This window comes from Jiulongibacter sp. NS-SX5 (assembly GCF_052828545.1).
This window is the reverse complement of record NZ_CM128248.1, coordinates 2703964-2720150: the sequence shown is the minus strand read 5'-3', so window position 1 is coordinate 2720150 and position 16187 is coordinate 2703964. Positions and strand designations below refer to the sequence as shown.

Genomic DNA, 16187 nt, shown 5'->3' with positions numbered 1-16187 from the left:
GGGAATGAGTTTTAAGAAGATTTAATTTGTAGAATCAACAGCCTAAAAACCAAACGAAAACGATGAATAGAATTTCCCTCTTTTTAGTATTGGCGGCAGTCATTTTTAGTTGTGTTCCTATTTCAGAACCTAAGGAGTCTGTGATGCAGCAAAAAGTCAATGAATATGCCGAGTTTACATTAACTTCTGACCTTTCTTCATTGACCGAGAATCAAAAGAAAATGATACCTCTACTCATAGAGGCATCAAAAATCATGGATGATATTTTTTGGCAGGAAGCATTCGGTGACAAAAATGCCATTCTGGACACACTTTCAGATGAAGCCGCCAAAACTTTTGTGACCTATAATTACGGACCCTGGGATAGGCTAAGAGCCAATGAGCCGTTTATTGCAGGAGTAGAAGAGAAGCCGGCAGGTGCACAGTATTATCCTCAAGATATGACCAAAGAGGAGTTTGAAGCTTTTGAGAGTAATGATAAAACAAGCCTATACACCATTATTAGAAGAAATGAAGAAGGAGAACTGTATACGATTCCATATCATGAGGCTTTTGCCAGTGAAACTCAAAAGGCCGCGGATTTACTCAAACAAGCCGCTGAACTAGCAGAGGATGAAGGCTTCAAAAAGTATTTGAACTTGAGAGCAGAAGCACTGCTTACTGATGAGTATCTGGCTAGTGACCTTGCGTGGATGGATATGAAGTCAAACCAGATAGATTTTGTGGTGGGGCCCATTGAAAATTATGAAGATCAACTTTATAACTATAAAGCAGCTCACGAAGCCTATGTACTTATTAAAGACATGGACTGGAGTAAGAGACTCGAGAAGTTTGTTTCTTTCTTACCGGAACTGCAGGCAAACTTACCCGTGGAGGAGGTTTACAAGAAGGAGTCGCCGGGCACAGACTCAGACTTGAATGCCTATGATGTGATTTATTACGCAGGTGACTGTAATTCAGGCGGAAAGACGATCGCGATTAATCTTCCTAATGACGAAAGAGTACAATTGGAAAAGGGGACGCGTAGATTGCAGTTGAAGAATGCCATGCAGGCCAAATTTGACAAAATTATGGTGCCCATTAGTGAACTGCTTATTGATGCATCTCAAAGAAAGCATGTGACTTTTGATGCCTTTTTTGCCAATACCATGTTTCATGAAGTGGCTCACGGATTGGGTATCAAAAACACGATTGATGGTAAAGGAACTGTTCGGGATGCCCTAAAAGAAAATGGGTCTGCTTTAGAAGAGGGCAAAGCAGATATCTTAGGTCTTTATATGGTAACTCAGCTACATGAGAAAGGGGAGATTAAAGGAGAGTTGATGGACTATTACACCACATTTTTAGCCGGGATTTTCCGTTCGGTGCGATTTGGTGCTTCCAGTGCTCATGGTAAAGCCAATATGATTCGTTTTAATTACTTCAAAGAAATGAATGCCTTCAGCTATGATGCTGAGAAAGGAACGTACAAAGTCAAGTTTGATGAATTTCAAAAGGCGATGAACTCTCTATCTGAAAAAATCCTGACCCTACAGGGCGATGGAAATTATGAAGGCGTTTCTCAATTATTTGAAGAAATGGGAGTTGTTGGTGCAGATCTTCAAAAAGATCTGGATAGAGTAGGTGAGGCAGGCATCCCAAGAGACATTGTTTTCAATCAAGGCGTGGAGGTTCTGGGGCTTTAAGCTTTCCGGAAAAAGTAAAATTAACACTGCCACGTAGTTAACATTCATGGCACGACTAAGCAAAAGCAAAGAGACGTGCCATGAAGAATCAATAAAAGATGTCATCCTAAATCCCTTTCAGCCTTATTCTACGTTAATACGCTATCAGCAGAAAATTGATCATATTGAGAGCATTCTTTCTATTTCTCCTCTTACCAGTTCTAAGTTTTGGTCAAAAGAAATGGAGTATTGATTCTCTTCTCAATAAGGAGTTTAACCTATTGCCCATACCGAGTGTTGTGATCAGCCCTGAGGTGGGTGTCATGTTTGGTGTCTTTGTAGATTACTATTATAAAACTACGCCAGATGAAGATACCACTACCAGATCCAGTCTTTCGTTTATAGATGTACAGTACTCTACCAGAAGGCAGCTGAATACCGAACTTTTTATGTCCGCTTACACGCCATATGAAAAGTATTATGTCTTTTTCAGGGCAGGGTATTTTGATGAGCTGGAGCGTTATTGGGGTACCACCACACCTACATTGCCAAATGAAGATTTTCTGAATATTCATTACCAGCGATTCAGGGTGTTTGGTAGGCTGAGCAGAAACTTGGGGAAGCGGAGGTTTGCAGGCTTAGGCTATCAGTATAACCGATTCTTTAACTCGTCTGTAGATGAGGCCCCTTTTGATGAAATAATGCCAACTGGCACAAACTCCACGATCATAGGGGGCGGGCCTGTTTTTACCATTGACAAGCGGGATAATCAGTTTAGCCCGAAAAGGGGAATGTATCTGGACCTGTACAGTTATTCCATGTTTGACCTGAAGGCCAATAAGTTCGCATATCAGTTGATTAACGCAGATTTCAGGAAGTATAAAGAGGTCAAAAAACACGTATTGGCTGCTCAATTGCTGGTTCAAAGCTCAGTAGGTGAGGTACCTATAATGGAGAAATTCAGGCTTGGAGGGCCGAAGCTGGTTCGTGGATTATTTATGGGTCATTTTAGAGATGATCACCTTTGGGCTTTGCAAGGTGAATATCGTTATGAACTATGGCCTCTGATAAAGGTGGCAGGCTTCGCTTCAATGGGCAATACATCACCTACATTCTCGAGTTTACTGAATCAAAAAGTGATAGCAGGCTATGGTGCAGGTTTGCGACTAAGAATCAATAAATCGAAACAAGTTTATGCTGCTTTTGACTATGCTCGTACTTCAATAGGCACCGATGGTTTCTATATGAAACTGGGGGATGCGTTTTAAGGAGAAAATATTGTTATCGTGGCACGACTAAACTTGGAAATAAAGGGTCGTGCTATGATTAATACTTTTTTGGAGTATACTACCTCAAGAAGTCTACCACTTCTTTAAAAACTGAGTCCCAGCCAAAAGTTCGATTTATATATTCGCCATTCTTCTTGAAATGATATGTAAAAAAATTGTGACCCTTATTAATCATTGGTAAAACTTTAATATTCTTAATGTTTTTCTCAGTTAGCCTAAGCTTTAAAAAATCACAATCTAAGTCTTGAATACTATTTGTTCCATAGATTAATAGAGTAGGTTGAGATAGCTGAATAACTTTTTCATGTATACTGGGATAGGTAAAAGATGCATATGAAAAGAAAGTATTGCTATCGAATAGCTCTGTATTATTTTCTCGGTTAAGAAATAACCTTTCATGTTCAGTATAAATAGAATCTATTCTTGATTGAGCTTCCTTAGAAGAAATCTTATTTGAGTTTTCTTGAAATCTAACTTTTGAAATAGCTTCTGTAAACCTATTTCCGAGGTGCGTAGAAAGTAGCACTACCTTCTTAATGTTTTTATTTTTTAAAGCTATTGATGCGGCGATATTCGCTCCTTGTGAATGCCCCACAACAAATAACCTTTTACAATCAACCCAAGGTTGCTTTTTAAGATATTTAAGTATTTTAAAATAAGCCTTTGAATAATAAGTGAGGTTGTTATTTCTAACGAAGTCATCAGGAACTTTGGCATTTTGATTTATATAGTAACCATTTCTGTAAGTTTCATTTATAAATCTATTTCTTAAGCTGTCAATTGAAATTGGAATTCCTGGTTTTGACATAACTACAAAATTGAATTCATCATCGTACTTTTTAAAGTTAAACGGGAAAACCAGTGAATGACCATTAACAAAAAGAGGTGCAAAATCTGAGCCTCTAATAAATATAATTGTAGGCTTGGGTTTTATAGATTTGGTATGAACAAATTGAATTCCATCTACATCCTTAATTTCAAACCCATTGTTTTGGATAACTTTTAAATCTTCATATGTCTCCTGAGTGAAACATGGAAAGGGGAAAAGAGATATTAGCAATAGTAAACTATATAATTTTCTATTAGATCCCACTTTTGATACTTGCTTCGTAAGAGAGAGGAGTATTGTCATTATGGAGTTTCTGTCAATTAATTTGCAACTCAAATTGACAAAAAATAATCCAGTTAAAAAGCACGTATTAAGCAATTTAACATCTTTTAATCCGACGATCGAATATCTAACTACTCAAACTGATAAGCAAAATACTGAATCTGCTCAGTGTCTATATTTTTGATGGCATGCGGAACCATAGATTCTACAAAGTAGATATCACCGGCAGTTGCAGGGTAAACTTTACCGTCGATTTCCATTTCTGAGCTTCCTTTCGTCATCAGAATAACTTCCGGTGCTCGGTGGGTATGTGGTTCATGACTTTTGATGCCCGGGTTGAGGTTTGAGACGTGCATTTCCATGCGTTTGCAGGCAGCAGTAGGTTTTTTATAGTAATGCCTCACACCCCCTTTGTCGTGAGGTTCATAGGTGATTTCATCCCAATTCATCAAAAAAGAACCTCCGTTTTCCTCACCTCTGTCGTAACTCTGACCTTCTTTGGCCTGGTACTGCATCAGATAAACTTCTGCGTTTTGCGGAGCATTCATTTTCAATAAATCCCCTGGCAAAACCAATGCAATGCTTCCGGGCCCCATCGTCATGTTTTGAGTTCCTAGTTCAAAGTCGATGTCTCCGGTTTTGATGATTACCAATTGTTCTAGTGACGAGCTTTTTAGGTGAAGTGTTTGATCTTTTTCAAAATGAAAAGACTTCATCACCATTTGTTGAAAATCCAGACACTCATCATCAAAATGAGTTTTGATCAACATCCCATTTTGCCTTTCACTTTTCACGGGACTATTGAAGTCATAGACAATAGAACGAACTTGTGCGTTCGCCGTTAAAAGGCAGAAGAATAAGGAGAGGCCTGATAGGATGCTTTTCATGGGATCATATTTAATAGGGTAGAGGAAGTCAAAATCACCCCAAACCCCTCTCGCTTTGAGAGGGGCGGAGGTGAACATATTATTGGTTAGCTAATTCTAAAGCACGAGTAGATAGGCCATATTTGGTCAGCATGTTCGGTACTTCCCACTCCGGCATCGTGCCATTTTTATAATACTCAATGAAACGCTCCATGACCTGAGCAAAGTGAGCTTCGTGACCGATATCGTATTTTTCAGGGATCACTACTTTCCAGCCTTTATTGCTTTTTTCTAAAGCAAGCCCGTCATAACTGCTTAAAAGTTTGTCTATGGCAGCCTGAGCTTCATCTTCAGAGATTTCTACCACAGGTTCTATATAAAGCGTTGGCTTATAACCCTGCTCAGCTCCTTGTTTGATCACAAGGTTGGCTTTGGTACCTCTCATGATAGAGTAATGGGTATCGCCGGTTCCTTCCGGTGCCTGGTAATTCCAGATGACCGAAACCTTCGCGTGGTGTCCGTTAATAGTATACGTGATCTCGCCGTTAGCATAAGTTTCGAGGTTTCCGTCTTTTATGCTAGATGACAAAAACTCAGGGTATTCACTCAGGCCTGTTACTCTTTCAAAGTCGGCAGGAGATAGCACGGTAGGCCACCTTCTGGCCGCTACTAATTCTACGTTTTCATCGCCGATGATTTGGTTAGGGAAACACTCCCAAAAGGTAAGGTCTATCAAGTGAGTAGTTACATCTACGATACCTTCCCCTTGCTGTTTGGTGTCAAAAAACCAAGCCGGGCGAATCAGCGGTGAGCCAGAGACATATTTGAAAAAGTGGTGAACAGACTCCTTGGTTACAGCCGGGTTTTCCGGGCTACCTATCTCAAGTTCACCAAAAAGCTCAGCATTTTGAGAAAGTTCTTTTTGAAGAATTGTGGTGATCTCAGAACGCTCCGTCATGATATCATACAGCAGAATGTCTTTTTCTTTTGCAGTAGCAAAAGCATCTTGCAATAGAGCGTAATCTTCAGAATTAATGGCCATTGGCTTATCAGCCAGAACATTAAAGCCATTATTTACCGCTTCAGAGATGTATTCTGTCTTTTTGAGATTGCTCCCTGCCAAAACGACCACATTACCAGATTTATCGGCGATCATCTTTTCGAGGTAGTCATCACCTTTGTAGATCTCAGAGGTCCAGCTTGTAGGGCTATCCTCACGACTATTGTATTGGTTGATCTTGGCCATGTGGAGGTCCAGATCGGGAGATTCGGGAGCGTAGATATGGACGGTACTGTCAATATCTGCATACATGGATTTCTGAACCAATGCAGCATGAAAATGCCCGGGGTCCAGCGTCACAATTTTGATTTTTTCTTCACTCATTTCCTCTGTAGCTTTTGGTGTACATGCAGCCATGGCCGCCAGAGCGATTAAGGTTAGTTTTTTCATGTGTTAGTAATATACAGGAAACACGAACCACGGCTAGGCGAGGTTCGTGCTTCAGGATGGTTGAATAAATTACAAATTGATATAGTTGGTACCGTATGGGTAACGTTGAGGTCTGCTGATCATGCTGTTAGCTTCATCATCATTCACAAAACGTTCTCTTTTAGGGTCCCAGTTTAGCTTACGGGGTAATTGCATGGCAATATCACTAATCAGGCAAATGGAACAAGTTCTGTGACCAATCTCAACCGGCGAAATCGGTTGCTTTCCAGACTGAATACAGTCAAGCCAGTTGCCGTGTTGCTCGTTACTTTCGTAAAGGTGAATTTCATCCTTGCCGATAACAGAGTCTAAGATTTTAGGGTCGCTGGCATCGAGTGATTTAACACCGTTATTCTCAGGAATTGGATCTGAAGCTGTAGCTCTGTAGGCTCCGCGAGTCACGAAGATCCAGCCGTCTTCACCTTCATATCTGATACCATTCGGGAAACCACCACTGGTTAGCATAGTGATGCCGTTTTCGTATTCAGCCTTCACCATGAAGTCGCCGTGTACATCCCAGCTACCAGATTTCGGGAACCCGGCTACAGCCTCTACAGAAATAGGTCCGGTGTACTCGGTATCCATACCCCATGCGGCGGAGTCATAGTGGTGCTGACCCCACCCGGTGATCATACCTGCACCAAACTGACGTTTTCTTAACCAACCTGGTCTGCCGTATCCTTTTTGTGGATGAACCAGCATTTCTGAATAGGGCATTTCTGGGGTAGAACCTAGCCACATATCAAAGTTAAAACCTGCCGGTACCGGCTGAGTTTCTGCCAATGGTCCTCCCGGGTCACCAGGTAAGCCAACTTTTACAGTATGAAGTTTTCCTATTCTACCATTGCGTACAAGCTCTGCTGCATATCTGAACTGCGGAGAAGAACGCTGCTGAGTACCTACCTGTAAGATTTTACCGGTTCTATGAATGACATCGCTGAGTAACCGCCCTTCAGCTATAGTAAGTGAGGTAGGTTTTTGAAGATACACGTGTTTTCCTGCCAATGCCGCCTCTATGGCTGGCTGAGCATGCCAGTGGTCTGGTGTACTGATGATTACGGCATCCAACTCTTTATTCAGTAACATTTCACGGTAGTCGTCATACATCGTGACGTCTACTGATGTGCCTTTTTTCTTGTAATAGTCTTCTACGAGCTTTTTGCCGTCCTTGGTTCTATTACTATCCAGATCACAAACAGATATGATTCTGGAAACATCATGCTGCATAGTACCAGGCATGTCATGTCCGCGGGCTATTCTCCCGCAGCCGATCTGACCAACCTGAATTTTGTTTGAAGGTGCATTTTTACCAAAGACAGTTGAAGGAACGATAGTGGGCAGGGCAATGGCCGCTGCCGTGGTTTTAAAAGTATTTTCGACGAATTTTCGACGATTAATTTTTGAAGATTTCATTGATCACGAATGGTTTTATAAATTGATTTCAATAGGTTTCACAAATTGTTTCCAGGCTTTTTCGGCGTCTAATGCTGTAGCTTTACCATCAAACACGACGAGTCGGTAACGTAAGGTATAGGTTTTACCTGGCTCTACTGTCCAATCCTGTGTTTTGGTAGGAGCGAAATTGGCAAACATATCGCCTCGGCCATATTGGTTTTCGGGCCATATTCTCAAAGGCTCAGGATGATTGATGTTTTGCGGGTGAGAGAGCATGATGGCTCCTCCTGTACTATTGCCAAGTTTTCCCTGTACAATACACCATCTGGCTAAGGTGCCATCTGCGTCTTTTCTGGTTTTGCCTTCTGAGCTGAGAACAGTACTGTTCTGGTTATCCCACTCTTCGGTAGTTCTCCAGCCAAAGCCTGCATATCGGTATTCCAATATTTCAAATGGGGCATCTGTAGCACAGTTATACTCAAAAGTGAAATCAAGCAAATAGCTACTTTCATTGATGGGTGTTACTCTCATCGTCTGTATTTCATTCAGAGCTACTTCTTCATTGCTTCCGATTAATAACACATGCTCATGAAGTACTTTAAACTCAGAGAACACTGGGCCATTGACCTCTTTGAGAAGTTTGGAGAATCGTACGGTTCCTTGCTTTTTATTCAGGTTCCAGAAGTCAAGAGTATCCCCTTTATATCTGACATGAGTCCAGGGGTTCCAGATACCATAATGATGGTAATGGTCTGGCGGCTGAATACGGGTTAGGCGTTTGCCTTTGGGTGTGTTTAATGGATGAATAAAACCACTTCTTTCAAAGGCTTTATTCACGCCTTCGGGTACTGCCTTCTTGTCCATCTGATATCCCAGAAGCTTGCCCTGATTTTGATAAATTGCCAGCTGGCCATCTTCTTTTTTGAATTCTAATTTTTTAGGAGAGTCAAGATGGTCAGCCTTGTGGATCTCATAACTTAGGTTTTGCGAAGCAGACGAACCACTAACTTTCCAGTGCATCTTTTGATCTGAAAGTTGGAATGGGATAGACTCTCCGGTTTGTTTATTGACAAGCTTTATCTGATGAGGGTCTGCTTGTAAAGTACTACAGTCGGCACTTAAAAGCAGAGTCTCAGAGGGCTCGTGAGGAGGCACCTGAAACTCCGCAAGTTTTTGAGCCGAAGCGAGTTGATATACACACAAGGCAAAAAGCGTGTAAAGTATTTTCATTAAATGTATAGGGTTGAATAAGTGAAAGCAAAATAGTAATCAAGGATTTAAAACTTTATGCAATCGGTTGAATTTTGAGAGTCAGGTAGACAAAAAGTAATATTATACCGATAAAGTATGCTGAAATGCGTGTCTAGAACAGTAGATTTTAGATATTGGCGTTAGATATGAGAGTAAGAGTAGCCGCATTAATCATTCAGGATAATAAGTTGCTGACCATGAAGTATAATTACGGTGGAGTAGACTTATTTAACTTGCCCGGAGGTAACCTGGAATTCGGAGAAGAAAAAAGAGAAGCACTTGCCAGAGAGCTTCAGGAAGAATTATGTATCGAGGTAGAAATAGCTGAGGAGTCGGCTCTGATAGCCGAAGTACATAATGAAAAAGGGGATACACTTCATATTCTTTATGAAGCAAAAATAGCGGGAGGTGAGCTACAATTGAACCCCGATGAAACTTCGGCCTTAGCAGTTGAGTGGGTTTCGCTAGAAGAAGACTTTAAAATGTACCCAGATGTGAAAGGACCATTGAAAAAATGGAGATCCGGAGAGCTGAAAGAAAAGTTTATCGGCGAGATAGAGCACGTATGGCTATAGAAAGTCTTGATTTATAGATACTGATTAGGCTTTTTCTGGCTTTTTGAATTAATTCGGGGCTTTAAATGTCAACTTAACACCTATTTGAAATGAAAAAGAATTTATGGGCATTGGCCGTGCTGTTTTTCTTTTGCTATGCAGCAAACGCCCAAAACGGTACTCTCAAAGCATTATTATTTACTAAAACTGCGGGCTTCCATCATGAGTCAATAAATGAAGGGGTGACAGCCATAAGAAAGCTGTGCAAAAGACACTCTATGGCTCTGGACTGGCATGAAAATGCAAGTGTTTTCTCAGATGAGAGATTAAAGAATTATGATGTAGTCATCTTCTTAAGTACGACTGGCGACATATTGAATGACGATCAGCAGGCCGCTTTTGAGCGTTATATTCAAAACGGTGGAGGCTGGGTAGGCGTTCATGCTGCGGCTGATACCGAATATGAGTGGGAGTGGTATACCAAAATGGTAGGTATGATGTTCAAAATTCACCCTCGCCAGCAAACTGCCTATCTGAATGTAGAAGATGCTAATTTCCCAGGAATGGGTAGATTTCCTAAAAGGTTAATCTGGACTGATGAGTGGTATGAATATCAAAAGCCAATCATCGCTGATGATCTGCACTATCTGCTTTCTGTAGACGAAAGCAGCTATGAGCCATATGCTAAATGGGGCGATAATGAAGGAAAGGGTATGGGTGATTTCCACCCGATCAGCTGGTATCACCCTTATGATGGTGGCCGTGCTTTCTATACAGGCTTGGGTCATATTCCTGGTGTTTTTGAGGATCCTATTTTCCTTGATCACCTTTACGGCGGTATTTACTGGGCTGCCACTGGCAAAGGCATTAAGTAGTCACAAAAGAATTCACTAGATCTGCCCTCTTAAGCAACCGCTTTTGAGGGCAGTTTTGTTTATTGGCGATTTAGAGGCTTTCGAGGTTTTTTGTAGATATTTTTGGCGGCCAGATCTTTCTCAAACCACGTAAACTTGTCATTATAAAAAACCTCAAAATCGGGTACACTTTTATGACCGGGGTGAGGGGCATAATAATGCGTTTTGCTACGGGAATCATTTCTCCAGACCAGAACGTAAGACATTCTTAGACCTTTGGTTTTGAGTACTTTGAGAAGAGCCTCTGTCCACCATTTGTCATTCGGTATAGATTCAAGACCGGTTTCAGTAAAAGCAGCTAACTTCTTATGTTTGATAGCATAATCTGAAACAATTTTCAGTTTTTTGGCCGCGGTTTCCAGATCATAGTGGTCTCTGCCCATATCACCATAATTATCCATTCCTACCATGTCTGCCCACTCGTCACCGGGGTATCTGGCAAGAAACTCCTCTACATTTGAAAATCTATTGTCAGGAGAGAAGGCATAAATGAAATTGTGTACTCCTTTTGTATCTCGTAAATAAGAAACTGTAAACCTCCATAAAGTTTTGAATTCATCAACTGTGCAGTAAGGAGCACCCCACCAAAACCAACCCCCATCAAATTCATGAAACGGTCTGAATATCATGGGTACTTTTTCACCGTTTTCGCCTTTGACATTTTTAGCCCATTCAGCTATTCCATCTAAAATCATTTTGTATTGTTCATGGCCGTCACCGCCAGGTATAAGTCTAGGCACCACATTGATGGAGTCTGAGCCCTTCCAGTAAAAACCACCTTTACCCATGGGGTTATAAAAGTGCCATGCTACAGTAGTGATACCCCCTCGGTTATAGTGGTCTTCCACTACCTTTTTCAGGTTGGTTTTATAGATAGAACTGTCTCTTCTTGTAAAGCCACTAAAGTCAACCCCAATGATACCGGGATGACTACCAACTACAGATTTCACATCTGATCTGTTATCCTCACCATACCAGCCTCGCCCATATTCTGTGGCATGCTGATGACCAAAAATGACACCTCTCTTTTGAATTTTTTTGAGGCTTTTAAAAAGGGCTCTTGTTTGTTTAGTAGCGTTTGGGTCTATTGGTTTCCATTGACCCATGCTGTGCATAGTGGTGATTATAATTAGCGAGAATAAGGCTAATAGTTTTTTCATTTTTAGAGATTAAAGGTAGAAGTGGTTTTAAATCTACACTTGTAGGTTTACAGATTTGATAGAGAATCTCTTAAATTGAATTTTTTGTAGAGCAATTGCCAATGGTAGAACTGGAACTTGAAATGTTAAAGTATGGTCAGATGGGTGAGAAAACCGGCTGGACTTATCTGGAAATAGAACAGGCGGTGGCACATCAATTAAAACCCGACACCAAGACTTCTTTTCGGGTGAGAGGCCAGATAGACTCTGTAAAGATTAATCAGCTCGCCCTTATCCCGGTGGGTGAGGGTAATTTCATTTTGCCACTCAAAGCAGACCTCAGAAGAAAACTCAAAAAAGAGAAGGGCTATAAAGTGACTGTTAAACTGGAGTTAGACAATAGTGAATTTGAGTTTGACGAAGATTTTATGGCTTGCCTGGAGGATGAACAGGCCGCTAAAGAATTCTTTGAGTCTTTAACTCCCGGGCATCGAAGATATTTCTCTAAATGGATAGCTTCTGCTAAGACCATTGACACCAAAACCAAAAGAATTAGTCAAGCCCTTTATGGACTTTCAAACAAGATGGAATACAATATTATGATCAGGCATTTTAAAGCGAAGAAGTAGTTTAGAAATAAGCCTTACTCTGATGATCCCATCTTTCATCTAAATCACCTTGAATGACCTCGTAGACTTTTCTTTTCAATTCATCTAGGTCATCTTTGGTTTTACCTTTTGTTTCAATCTTTTCATTGAAAATGGCCACAGGTCTTATGCCGGGTCTAAACCTATTGAGAGGTTTATTGATTTCATGGAAATTCAAAAAAGTGATGGGTACTATTGGAACCTGATTTTCAATAGCCATGATAAATGGACCATCTTTAAATGGCAAATGCATCTGAGGAGCCTCCTCGGTAATGATTCCTCCTTCTGGCATAACAAAGACTGACCGGCCACTCCTAACCGTGTCTATCCCTTTTTTGAAAGATTTAGTACGGCTCCACTTGTCACTGCGGTCTACCTGAATATGCAGTTTAGCAAACATGTACCCGAATAAAGGTGCTTTTTTGACGGAGCTTTTGCCGATAAAGGCAAAGTAATTATCCAGCACATTCATTCCTGCAGCTATATCCAGATAAGTAAAGTGATTGGCCACAAAAACGTATGTCTCCTTTGTATCGGGTCTGAATTTGAAAATTCTTTTGATGGGCATGCCCGTTAGCCAAAAGAAAATAGAAGACCAAAACCGTATGATTCTGTGAGCAAACCGATGTAAAGATTTGAACTGAATACACAGAAAAATAAACGGAAAAAGAAGAAGAAATGGCACCAAAAATATGATGCCACAGTATAGCGTAAAAATGAAGCTTAACGCTTTATTCATTAGCCATTTCTTTGACGTGCTTCTTCAGCTCTATTGGTTTGGTATTGGCTTTTCTCATTCTGATGTTCAGCATTTCTACAATGAACGAGAATGCCATTGCGAAGTACACATATCCTTTAGGAACATGTACATGGAAAGCTTCTGCTACCAATAAAGTCCCGATCATCACCAGGAAAGAAAGAGCCAGCATTTTCACTGTAGGGTGTGCTTCTACGAAATCGCCAACGCTTTTCGCAAATAACAGCATGGCTATAGTAGAAAGTATAATGGAAGCTCCCATTACCGCAATGATGTCTGTCATACCTACAGCAGTGATTATGGAGTCAACTGAGAAGATGATATTGATAATGGTGATATCTAAAATGGCTCTGGTGAGGGTAGGGGCTACCTTTTCGTGACCGAAGTCATCATCCTTTCCTTCTAGCTTATGGTGAATCTCTGAAGTAGATTTATACAATAAGAACAAACCACCACCTAGCAGAATCATGTCTTTACCACTCATGCCCATATCAAACGGAAGGCCGAGGTCTTGTAGGTTAAATAGGTCTTTCTCAAGCCCCAGAATCCAGCTCAGGACAAATAGCAGACCTATTCTGATTACCATAGCAGAAGCCAAACCTATGTTTCTGGCTTTCTTTTGGTCTTTGATTTCCAGTTTTCCGGAAATGATGGAGATAAAGATGATGTTATCTACCCCAAGTACAATTTCCAGAATCGTTAGGGTCAAAACACTCGTAAGAGCTGCAGTGGTAAGCAGTTGTTCCATTTGTTGATTTTATTTTAACGCTAAAATATCTGAAAAGAACATGCCTCACAAATCCTATTCTTTAAATGCTCTGGCGGCTTCTACCATTTCGTCTTCGGTGAGGTGTTTTGAGCTAATGAGTATTCGGTATTTGAATTTAAGTTTCATACCCTCATTTAGGGTATAATCAGTTACCTCTGTTCCTTTAGAGAAAATTTCAGAGCCTATATTATTGACCGCAAAAAGCCCATAACCTCTGGCATGCCAGTGACCCGGGAAATTATAGTTGTCCGGATGGTCAAAAATAGCAAGAGTGATGTCCTCATCTCCAATTTTTCCAGTCAGCCTCATCCATTCTGAGCGTTTACTCCAGACGTCGGTTCCTTCTATACCCATGTCATTGGTATAGTTGCCAGTTGGCTGATAATCTCTTTTAGGGTCAAAATGCTCAAGCTCTCTGGCCAGCCTTATGGCAATCATCCCCTCTTTATTATCGGCAATCAAAACATCTTCCACTGCCTGAAGCGTAATTTCACGATCGATTATTCGATAATCCTTTGTAGCCTTAAAAGTGTACTTACTTTCTTCTTTAATTAGTGTTTTACCTTCAAAGTCGTTCCAGTCTGCCTGGGCAATAATATTTCCTTCCTTCTTTCCACCTTTTACTTTTTTGACCGCAGTATGCACCACCGTTCCATAGTGGCGTTTGGTCTGGTCTCTCTCGTAAGAGTTGTTCCAGAAGTCATTGCCATTGATATCTCCATGATTAAACCAGATACCAACATGGTGCGGGTGGTCGGTTCGTTCACCTTCTCTGGGGTTAAGTGGCCAGCCTCGGGTAATGAAATTGCCCTCAGGAGAGAGCACTGGATATAAAACCGGCTTTTTGATAGAATTATCTGAGTCAAACAGAAAAGCCGTGAAAAGGTCTTTTCCGGCATAAACTTCAATTTTGTCTTCAGACGGAACTTCTTTAAATGATATAGGTTGGTTTTGTGCTGAGGCAAAGTAGCTTAAGCCCAGCAAGAGTAAGGTAATCTTTTTCATTATTTCAATTAGGTGATTACCCAAAAATAGAAAATCCCTCATACATAACTGTACAAGGGACTTTTAATCAGTTGGTTTAGCTGACGAACCCTACAAATGTGGCGTCACAGCTTGCTTAAGTTGGGGAAGCATCATGGCTCCACTTTGTCTGAAAAGCTGCTTGCTGTTTTTGAAAACCATAACGGTAGGTACACCGCTTACTTTGTATTTGCGTTGCAATGCGGGGTTTTTGTCAATATCAATTTTGATAATTCTTACTTTATCTCCCATTTCATCGGCTAATTGCTGTAGGGCAGGAGCCATGGCTTTACAAGGCCCACACCACTCTGCAAAAAAGTCGATTAATACAGGCTGATCACTAGCGATCAATTCTTCAAATGTTCCGGTCATATTCTTATTATTTTAGTCTCAAAGTCTTCTTAAAGTTCAAAGTCAACAGTCTCAGTTTCCAGTTTTTGATGAACCAAACTTCTCTGGATTATTAATCATGTAATTCAATAATTTACCAACTTCTTCAGTCTTTGAGCTTAGCTCTAAATATTGTTCTTCCTTAATATATTTACATTCCATAGCAAAGTCTAGCCAAACCTGAGTTTCAGAATACTCACTATCAGAATCAGTCAATTTAGATCTGAAATGAGCAGGATATATTCTTTTTCGATAAGCCTCGGCCAGATTCACACTTACTGATCTTGAGCTTCTTCTTATTTGATCAGTCAATGAGTATTTCTCTTCATTTGGAAAAGATTTCGAAATCTCAAAATCCTCCATTGCCAATTGAAAACTCATCTTGTAAGCCATCAAGTCTTTAAATTTTATGTATTTGGATTTTTCAAAAGCTAATGCAATTCCAAAGCTCACTTTGACTGTCAACAGCGAACTGAAAACTGCTTACTAATACTTATCGTTCCCCCCTTTTCTCAGGTTCATACTTAATCATCATGGTCATCCACAAGGATCTGGAGTATCTGAAAATGATAGGTACTAAAAGGATGGTTAATGCCACATAAATACCAATGTAGATTCTCCAGTCTATTTTTCCTTCAATAAAAAGGTACCAGCCTACCGTGGCAGTGATGAAAAGAGCCATATTCAACATATAGCTTACATACATAGCACCATAAAAGAAGCCTTGCTCTTTTTCATACCTCAGTCCGCAGTTTGAGCAATGCGTGTGCATAGACATCATTTTACCTTTTTTGTACGGATTTTTTGATTCAAATAGCTCTCCACCTCCACACCTTGGGCATTTCAAAACCAAGGCATTTGATACTTTTCCCATGTTGTTCTTTATTCTGACACAAAGATAGTCATTCTACCAACTGTGTAGAGTAACA

Annotated in this window: 17 protein-coding genes; 5 read left to right on the top strand and 12 right to left on the bottom strand. The window is 40.6% G+C overall.

Features of this window, described 5'->3' with window-relative positions:
* The first annotated feature begins 62 nt into the window (after positions 1 to 62).
* On the top strand, positions 63 to 1685 hold the full coding sequence (locus tag ACUXV0_RS12075; protein WP_446189813.1) for a dipeptidyl-peptidase 3 family protein: 1623 nt from the start codon (positions 63 to 65) through the stop codon (positions 1683 to 1685).
* A 164-nt stretch (positions 1686 to 1849) separates the two neighbouring features.
* Positions 1850 to 2932, top strand: a complete 1083-nt coding sequence (locus tag ACUXV0_RS12070; RefSeq protein ID WP_446189812.1) for a BamA/TamA family outer membrane protein — start codon at positions 1850 to 1852, stop codon at positions 2930 to 2932.
* Between the two features lie 79 nt (positions 2933 to 3011).
* Here ACUXV0_RS12070 and ACUXV0_RS12065 read toward each other — a convergent pair whose 3' ends face one another.
* The 5 genes from ACUXV0_RS12065 to ACUXV0_RS12045 all read right to left on the bottom strand — a co-directional run bounded on the left by ACUXV0_RS12065 (position 3012) and on the right by ACUXV0_RS12045 (position 9044).
* On the bottom strand, positions 3012 to 4085 hold the full coding sequence (locus ACUXV0_RS12065) for an acyl-CoA thioester hydrolase/BAAT C-terminal domain-containing protein (RefSeq protein WP_446189811.1): 1074 nt from the start codon (positions 4083 to 4085) through the stop codon (positions 3012 to 3014).
* Positions 4086 to 4195: 110 nt separating this feature from the next.
* Entirely contained in the window at positions 4196 to 5029 is an 834-nt protein-coding gene (locus ACUXV0_RS12060; protein WP_446189810.1) for a cupin domain-containing protein, read from the bottom strand.
* Position 5030: 1 nt separating this feature from the next.
* Positions 5031 to 6380: a putative oxidoreductase C-terminal domain-containing protein gene (locus ACUXV0_RS12055; protein WP_446189809.1), complete on the bottom strand. Its 1350-nt coding sequence runs from the start codon at positions 6378 to 6380 to the stop codon at positions 5031 to 5033.
* A 69-nt stretch (positions 6381 to 6449) separates the two neighbouring features.
* Positions 6450 to 7832 (bottom strand): Gfo/Idh/MocA family protein, encoded by a 1383-nt coding sequence (locus tag ACUXV0_RS12050; protein WP_446189808.1) that lies wholly within the window; start codon positions 7830 to 7832, stop codon positions 6450 to 6452.
* 15 nt (positions 7833 to 7847) lie between these two features.
* A complete protein-coding gene (locus tag ACUXV0_RS12045; RefSeq protein WP_446189807.1) occupies positions 7848 to 9044 on the bottom strand; it encodes a DUF6807 domain-containing protein in 1197 nt (398 codons plus the stop codon).
* Positions 9045 to 9211: 167 nt separating this feature from the next.
* Between ACUXV0_RS12045 and ACUXV0_RS12040 the strand changes: the two genes are divergently transcribed.
* Positions 9212 to 9640: an NUDIX domain-containing protein gene (locus ACUXV0_RS12040; protein WP_446189806.1), complete on the top strand. Its 429-nt coding sequence runs from the start codon at positions 9212 to 9214 to the stop codon at positions 9638 to 9640.
* 89 nt (positions 9641 to 9729) lie between these two features.
* Positions 9730 to 10494: a ThuA domain-containing protein gene (locus tag ACUXV0_RS12035; protein ID WP_446189805.1), complete on the top strand. Its 765-nt coding sequence runs from the start codon at positions 9730 to 9732 to the stop codon at positions 10492 to 10494.
* Positions 10495 to 10553: 59 nt separating this feature from the next.
* On the opposite strand, the gene ACUXV0_RS12030 is transcribed toward ACUXV0_RS12035, so the two are convergent.
* Positions 10554 to 11693, bottom strand: a complete 1140-nt coding sequence (locus ACUXV0_RS12030) for a glycoside hydrolase family 26 protein (protein ID WP_446189804.1) — start codon at positions 11691 to 11693, stop codon at positions 10554 to 10556.
* Positions 11694 to 11794: 101 nt separating this feature from the next.
* On the opposite strand from ACUXV0_RS12030, the gene ACUXV0_RS12025 reads away from it, so the two are divergent.
* Entirely contained in the window at positions 11795 to 12301 is a 507-nt protein-coding gene (locus ACUXV0_RS12025) for a YdeI/OmpD-associated family protein (RefSeq protein ID WP_446189802.1), read from the top strand.
* A gap of 1 nt (position 12302) precedes the next feature.
* Here ACUXV0_RS12025 and ACUXV0_RS12020 read toward each other — a convergent pair whose 3' ends face one another.
* The 6 genes from ACUXV0_RS12020 to ACUXV0_RS11995 all read right to left on the bottom strand — a co-directional run bounded on the left by ACUXV0_RS12020 (position 12303) and on the right by ACUXV0_RS11995 (position 16132).
* The gene (locus ACUXV0_RS12020) at positions 12303 to 12887 is read right to left on the bottom strand and encodes a lysophospholipid acyltransferase family protein (RefSeq protein WP_446189801.1); all 585 of its coding nucleotides are present in this window, start codon (positions 12885 to 12887) and stop codon (positions 12303 to 12305) included.
* Positions 12888 to 13050: 163 nt separating this feature from the next.
* Positions 13051 to 13824, bottom strand: coding sequence for a TerC family protein (locus ACUXV0_RS12015; protein WP_446189800.1), 774 nt, complete (start codon positions 13822 to 13824; stop codon positions 13051 to 13053).
* Between the two features lie 54 nt (positions 13825 to 13878).
* The gene (locus ACUXV0_RS12010; protein WP_446189799.1) at positions 13879 to 14850 is read right to left on the bottom strand and encodes a DUF6807 domain-containing protein; all 972 of its coding nucleotides are present in this window, start codon (positions 14848 to 14850) and stop codon (positions 13879 to 13881) included.
* Between the two features lie 90 nt (positions 14851 to 14940).
* Entirely contained in the window at positions 14941 to 15240 is a 300-nt protein-coding gene (trxA, locus tag ACUXV0_RS12005) for a thioredoxin (RefSeq protein WP_446189798.1), read from the bottom strand.
* Positions 15241 to 15291: 51 nt separating this feature from the next.
* Complete coding sequence (locus ACUXV0_RS12000; RefSeq protein ID WP_446189797.1) at positions 15292 to 15651, bottom strand: four helix bundle protein; 360 nt, start codon at positions 15649 to 15651, stop codon at positions 15292 to 15294.
* Positions 15652 to 15751: 100 nt separating this feature from the next.
* Complete coding sequence (locus ACUXV0_RS11995; RefSeq protein WP_446189796.1) at positions 15752 to 16132, bottom strand: DUF983 domain-containing protein; 381 nt, start codon at positions 16130 to 16132, stop codon at positions 15752 to 15754.
* Positions 16133 to 16187 lie beyond the last annotated feature (55 nt).

What these genes read in the sequence shown, in the direction of transcription:
- ACUXV0_RS12060 (WP_446189810.1), bottom strand. Translation starts at nt 5,029, where the DNA reads ATGTTCACCTCCGCCCCTCTCAAAGCGAGAGGGGTTTGGGGTGATTTT.
- ACUXV0_RS12030 (WP_446189804.1), bottom strand. Translation starts at nt 11,693, where the DNA reads ATGAAAAAACTATTAGCCTTATTCTCGCTAATTATAATCACCACTATG.
- ACUXV0_RS12055 (WP_446189809.1), bottom strand. Translation starts at nt 6,380, where the DNA reads ATGAAAAAACTAACCTTAATCGCTCTGGCGGCCATGGCTGCATGTACA.
- ACUXV0_RS12050 (WP_446189808.1), bottom strand. Translation starts at nt 7,832, where the DNA reads ATGAAATCTTCAAAAATTAATCGTCGAAAATTCGTCGAAAATACTTTT.
- ACUXV0_RS12065 (WP_446189811.1), bottom strand. Translation starts at nt 4,085, where the DNA reads ATGACAATACTCCTCTCTCTTACGAAGCAAGTATCAAAAGTGGGATCT.
- ACUXV0_RS12000 (WP_446189797.1), bottom strand. Translation starts at nt 15,651, where the DNA reads ATGGCTTACAAGATGAGTTTTCAATTGGCAATGGAGGATTTTGAGATT.
- ACUXV0_RS12015 (WP_446189800.1), bottom strand. Translation starts at nt 13,824, where the DNA reads ATGGAACAACTGCTTACCACTGCAGCTCTTACGAGTGTTTTGACCCTA.
- ACUXV0_RS11995 (WP_446189796.1), bottom strand. Translation starts at nt 16,132, where the DNA reads ATGGGAAAAGTATCAAATGCCTTGGTTTTGAAATGCCCAAGGTGTGGA.
- ACUXV0_RS12045 (WP_446189807.1), bottom strand. Translation starts at nt 9,044, where the DNA reads ATGAAAATACTTTACACGCTTTTTGCCTTGTGTGTATATCAACTCGCT.
- ACUXV0_RS12040 (WP_446189806.1), top strand. Translation starts at nt 9,212, where the DNA reads ATGAGAGTAAGAGTAGCCGCATTAATCATTCAGGATAATAAGTTGCTG.
- trxA (WP_446189798.1), bottom strand. Translation starts at nt 15,240, where the DNA reads ATGACCGGAACATTTGAAGAATTGATCGCTAGTGATCAGCCTGTATTA.
- ACUXV0_RS12025 (WP_446189802.1), top strand. Translation starts at nt 11,795, where the DNA reads ATGGTAGAACTGGAACTTGAAATGTTAAAGTATGGTCAGATGGGTGAG.
- ACUXV0_RS12035 (WP_446189805.1), top strand. Translation starts at nt 9,730, where the DNA reads ATGAAAAAGAATTTATGGGCATTGGCCGTGCTGTTTTTCTTTTGCTAT.
- ACUXV0_RS12010 (WP_446189799.1), bottom strand. Translation starts at nt 14,850, where the DNA reads ATGAAAAAGATTACCTTACTCTTGCTGGGCTTAAGCTACTTTGCCTCA.
- ACUXV0_RS12020 (WP_446189801.1), bottom strand. Translation starts at nt 12,887, where the DNA reads ATGCCCATCAAAAGAATTTTCAAATTCAGACCCGATACAAAGGAGACA.
- ACUXV0_RS12075 (WP_446189813.1), top strand. Translation starts at nt 63, where the DNA reads ATGAATAGAATTTCCCTCTTTTTAGTATTGGCGGCAGTCATTTTTAGT.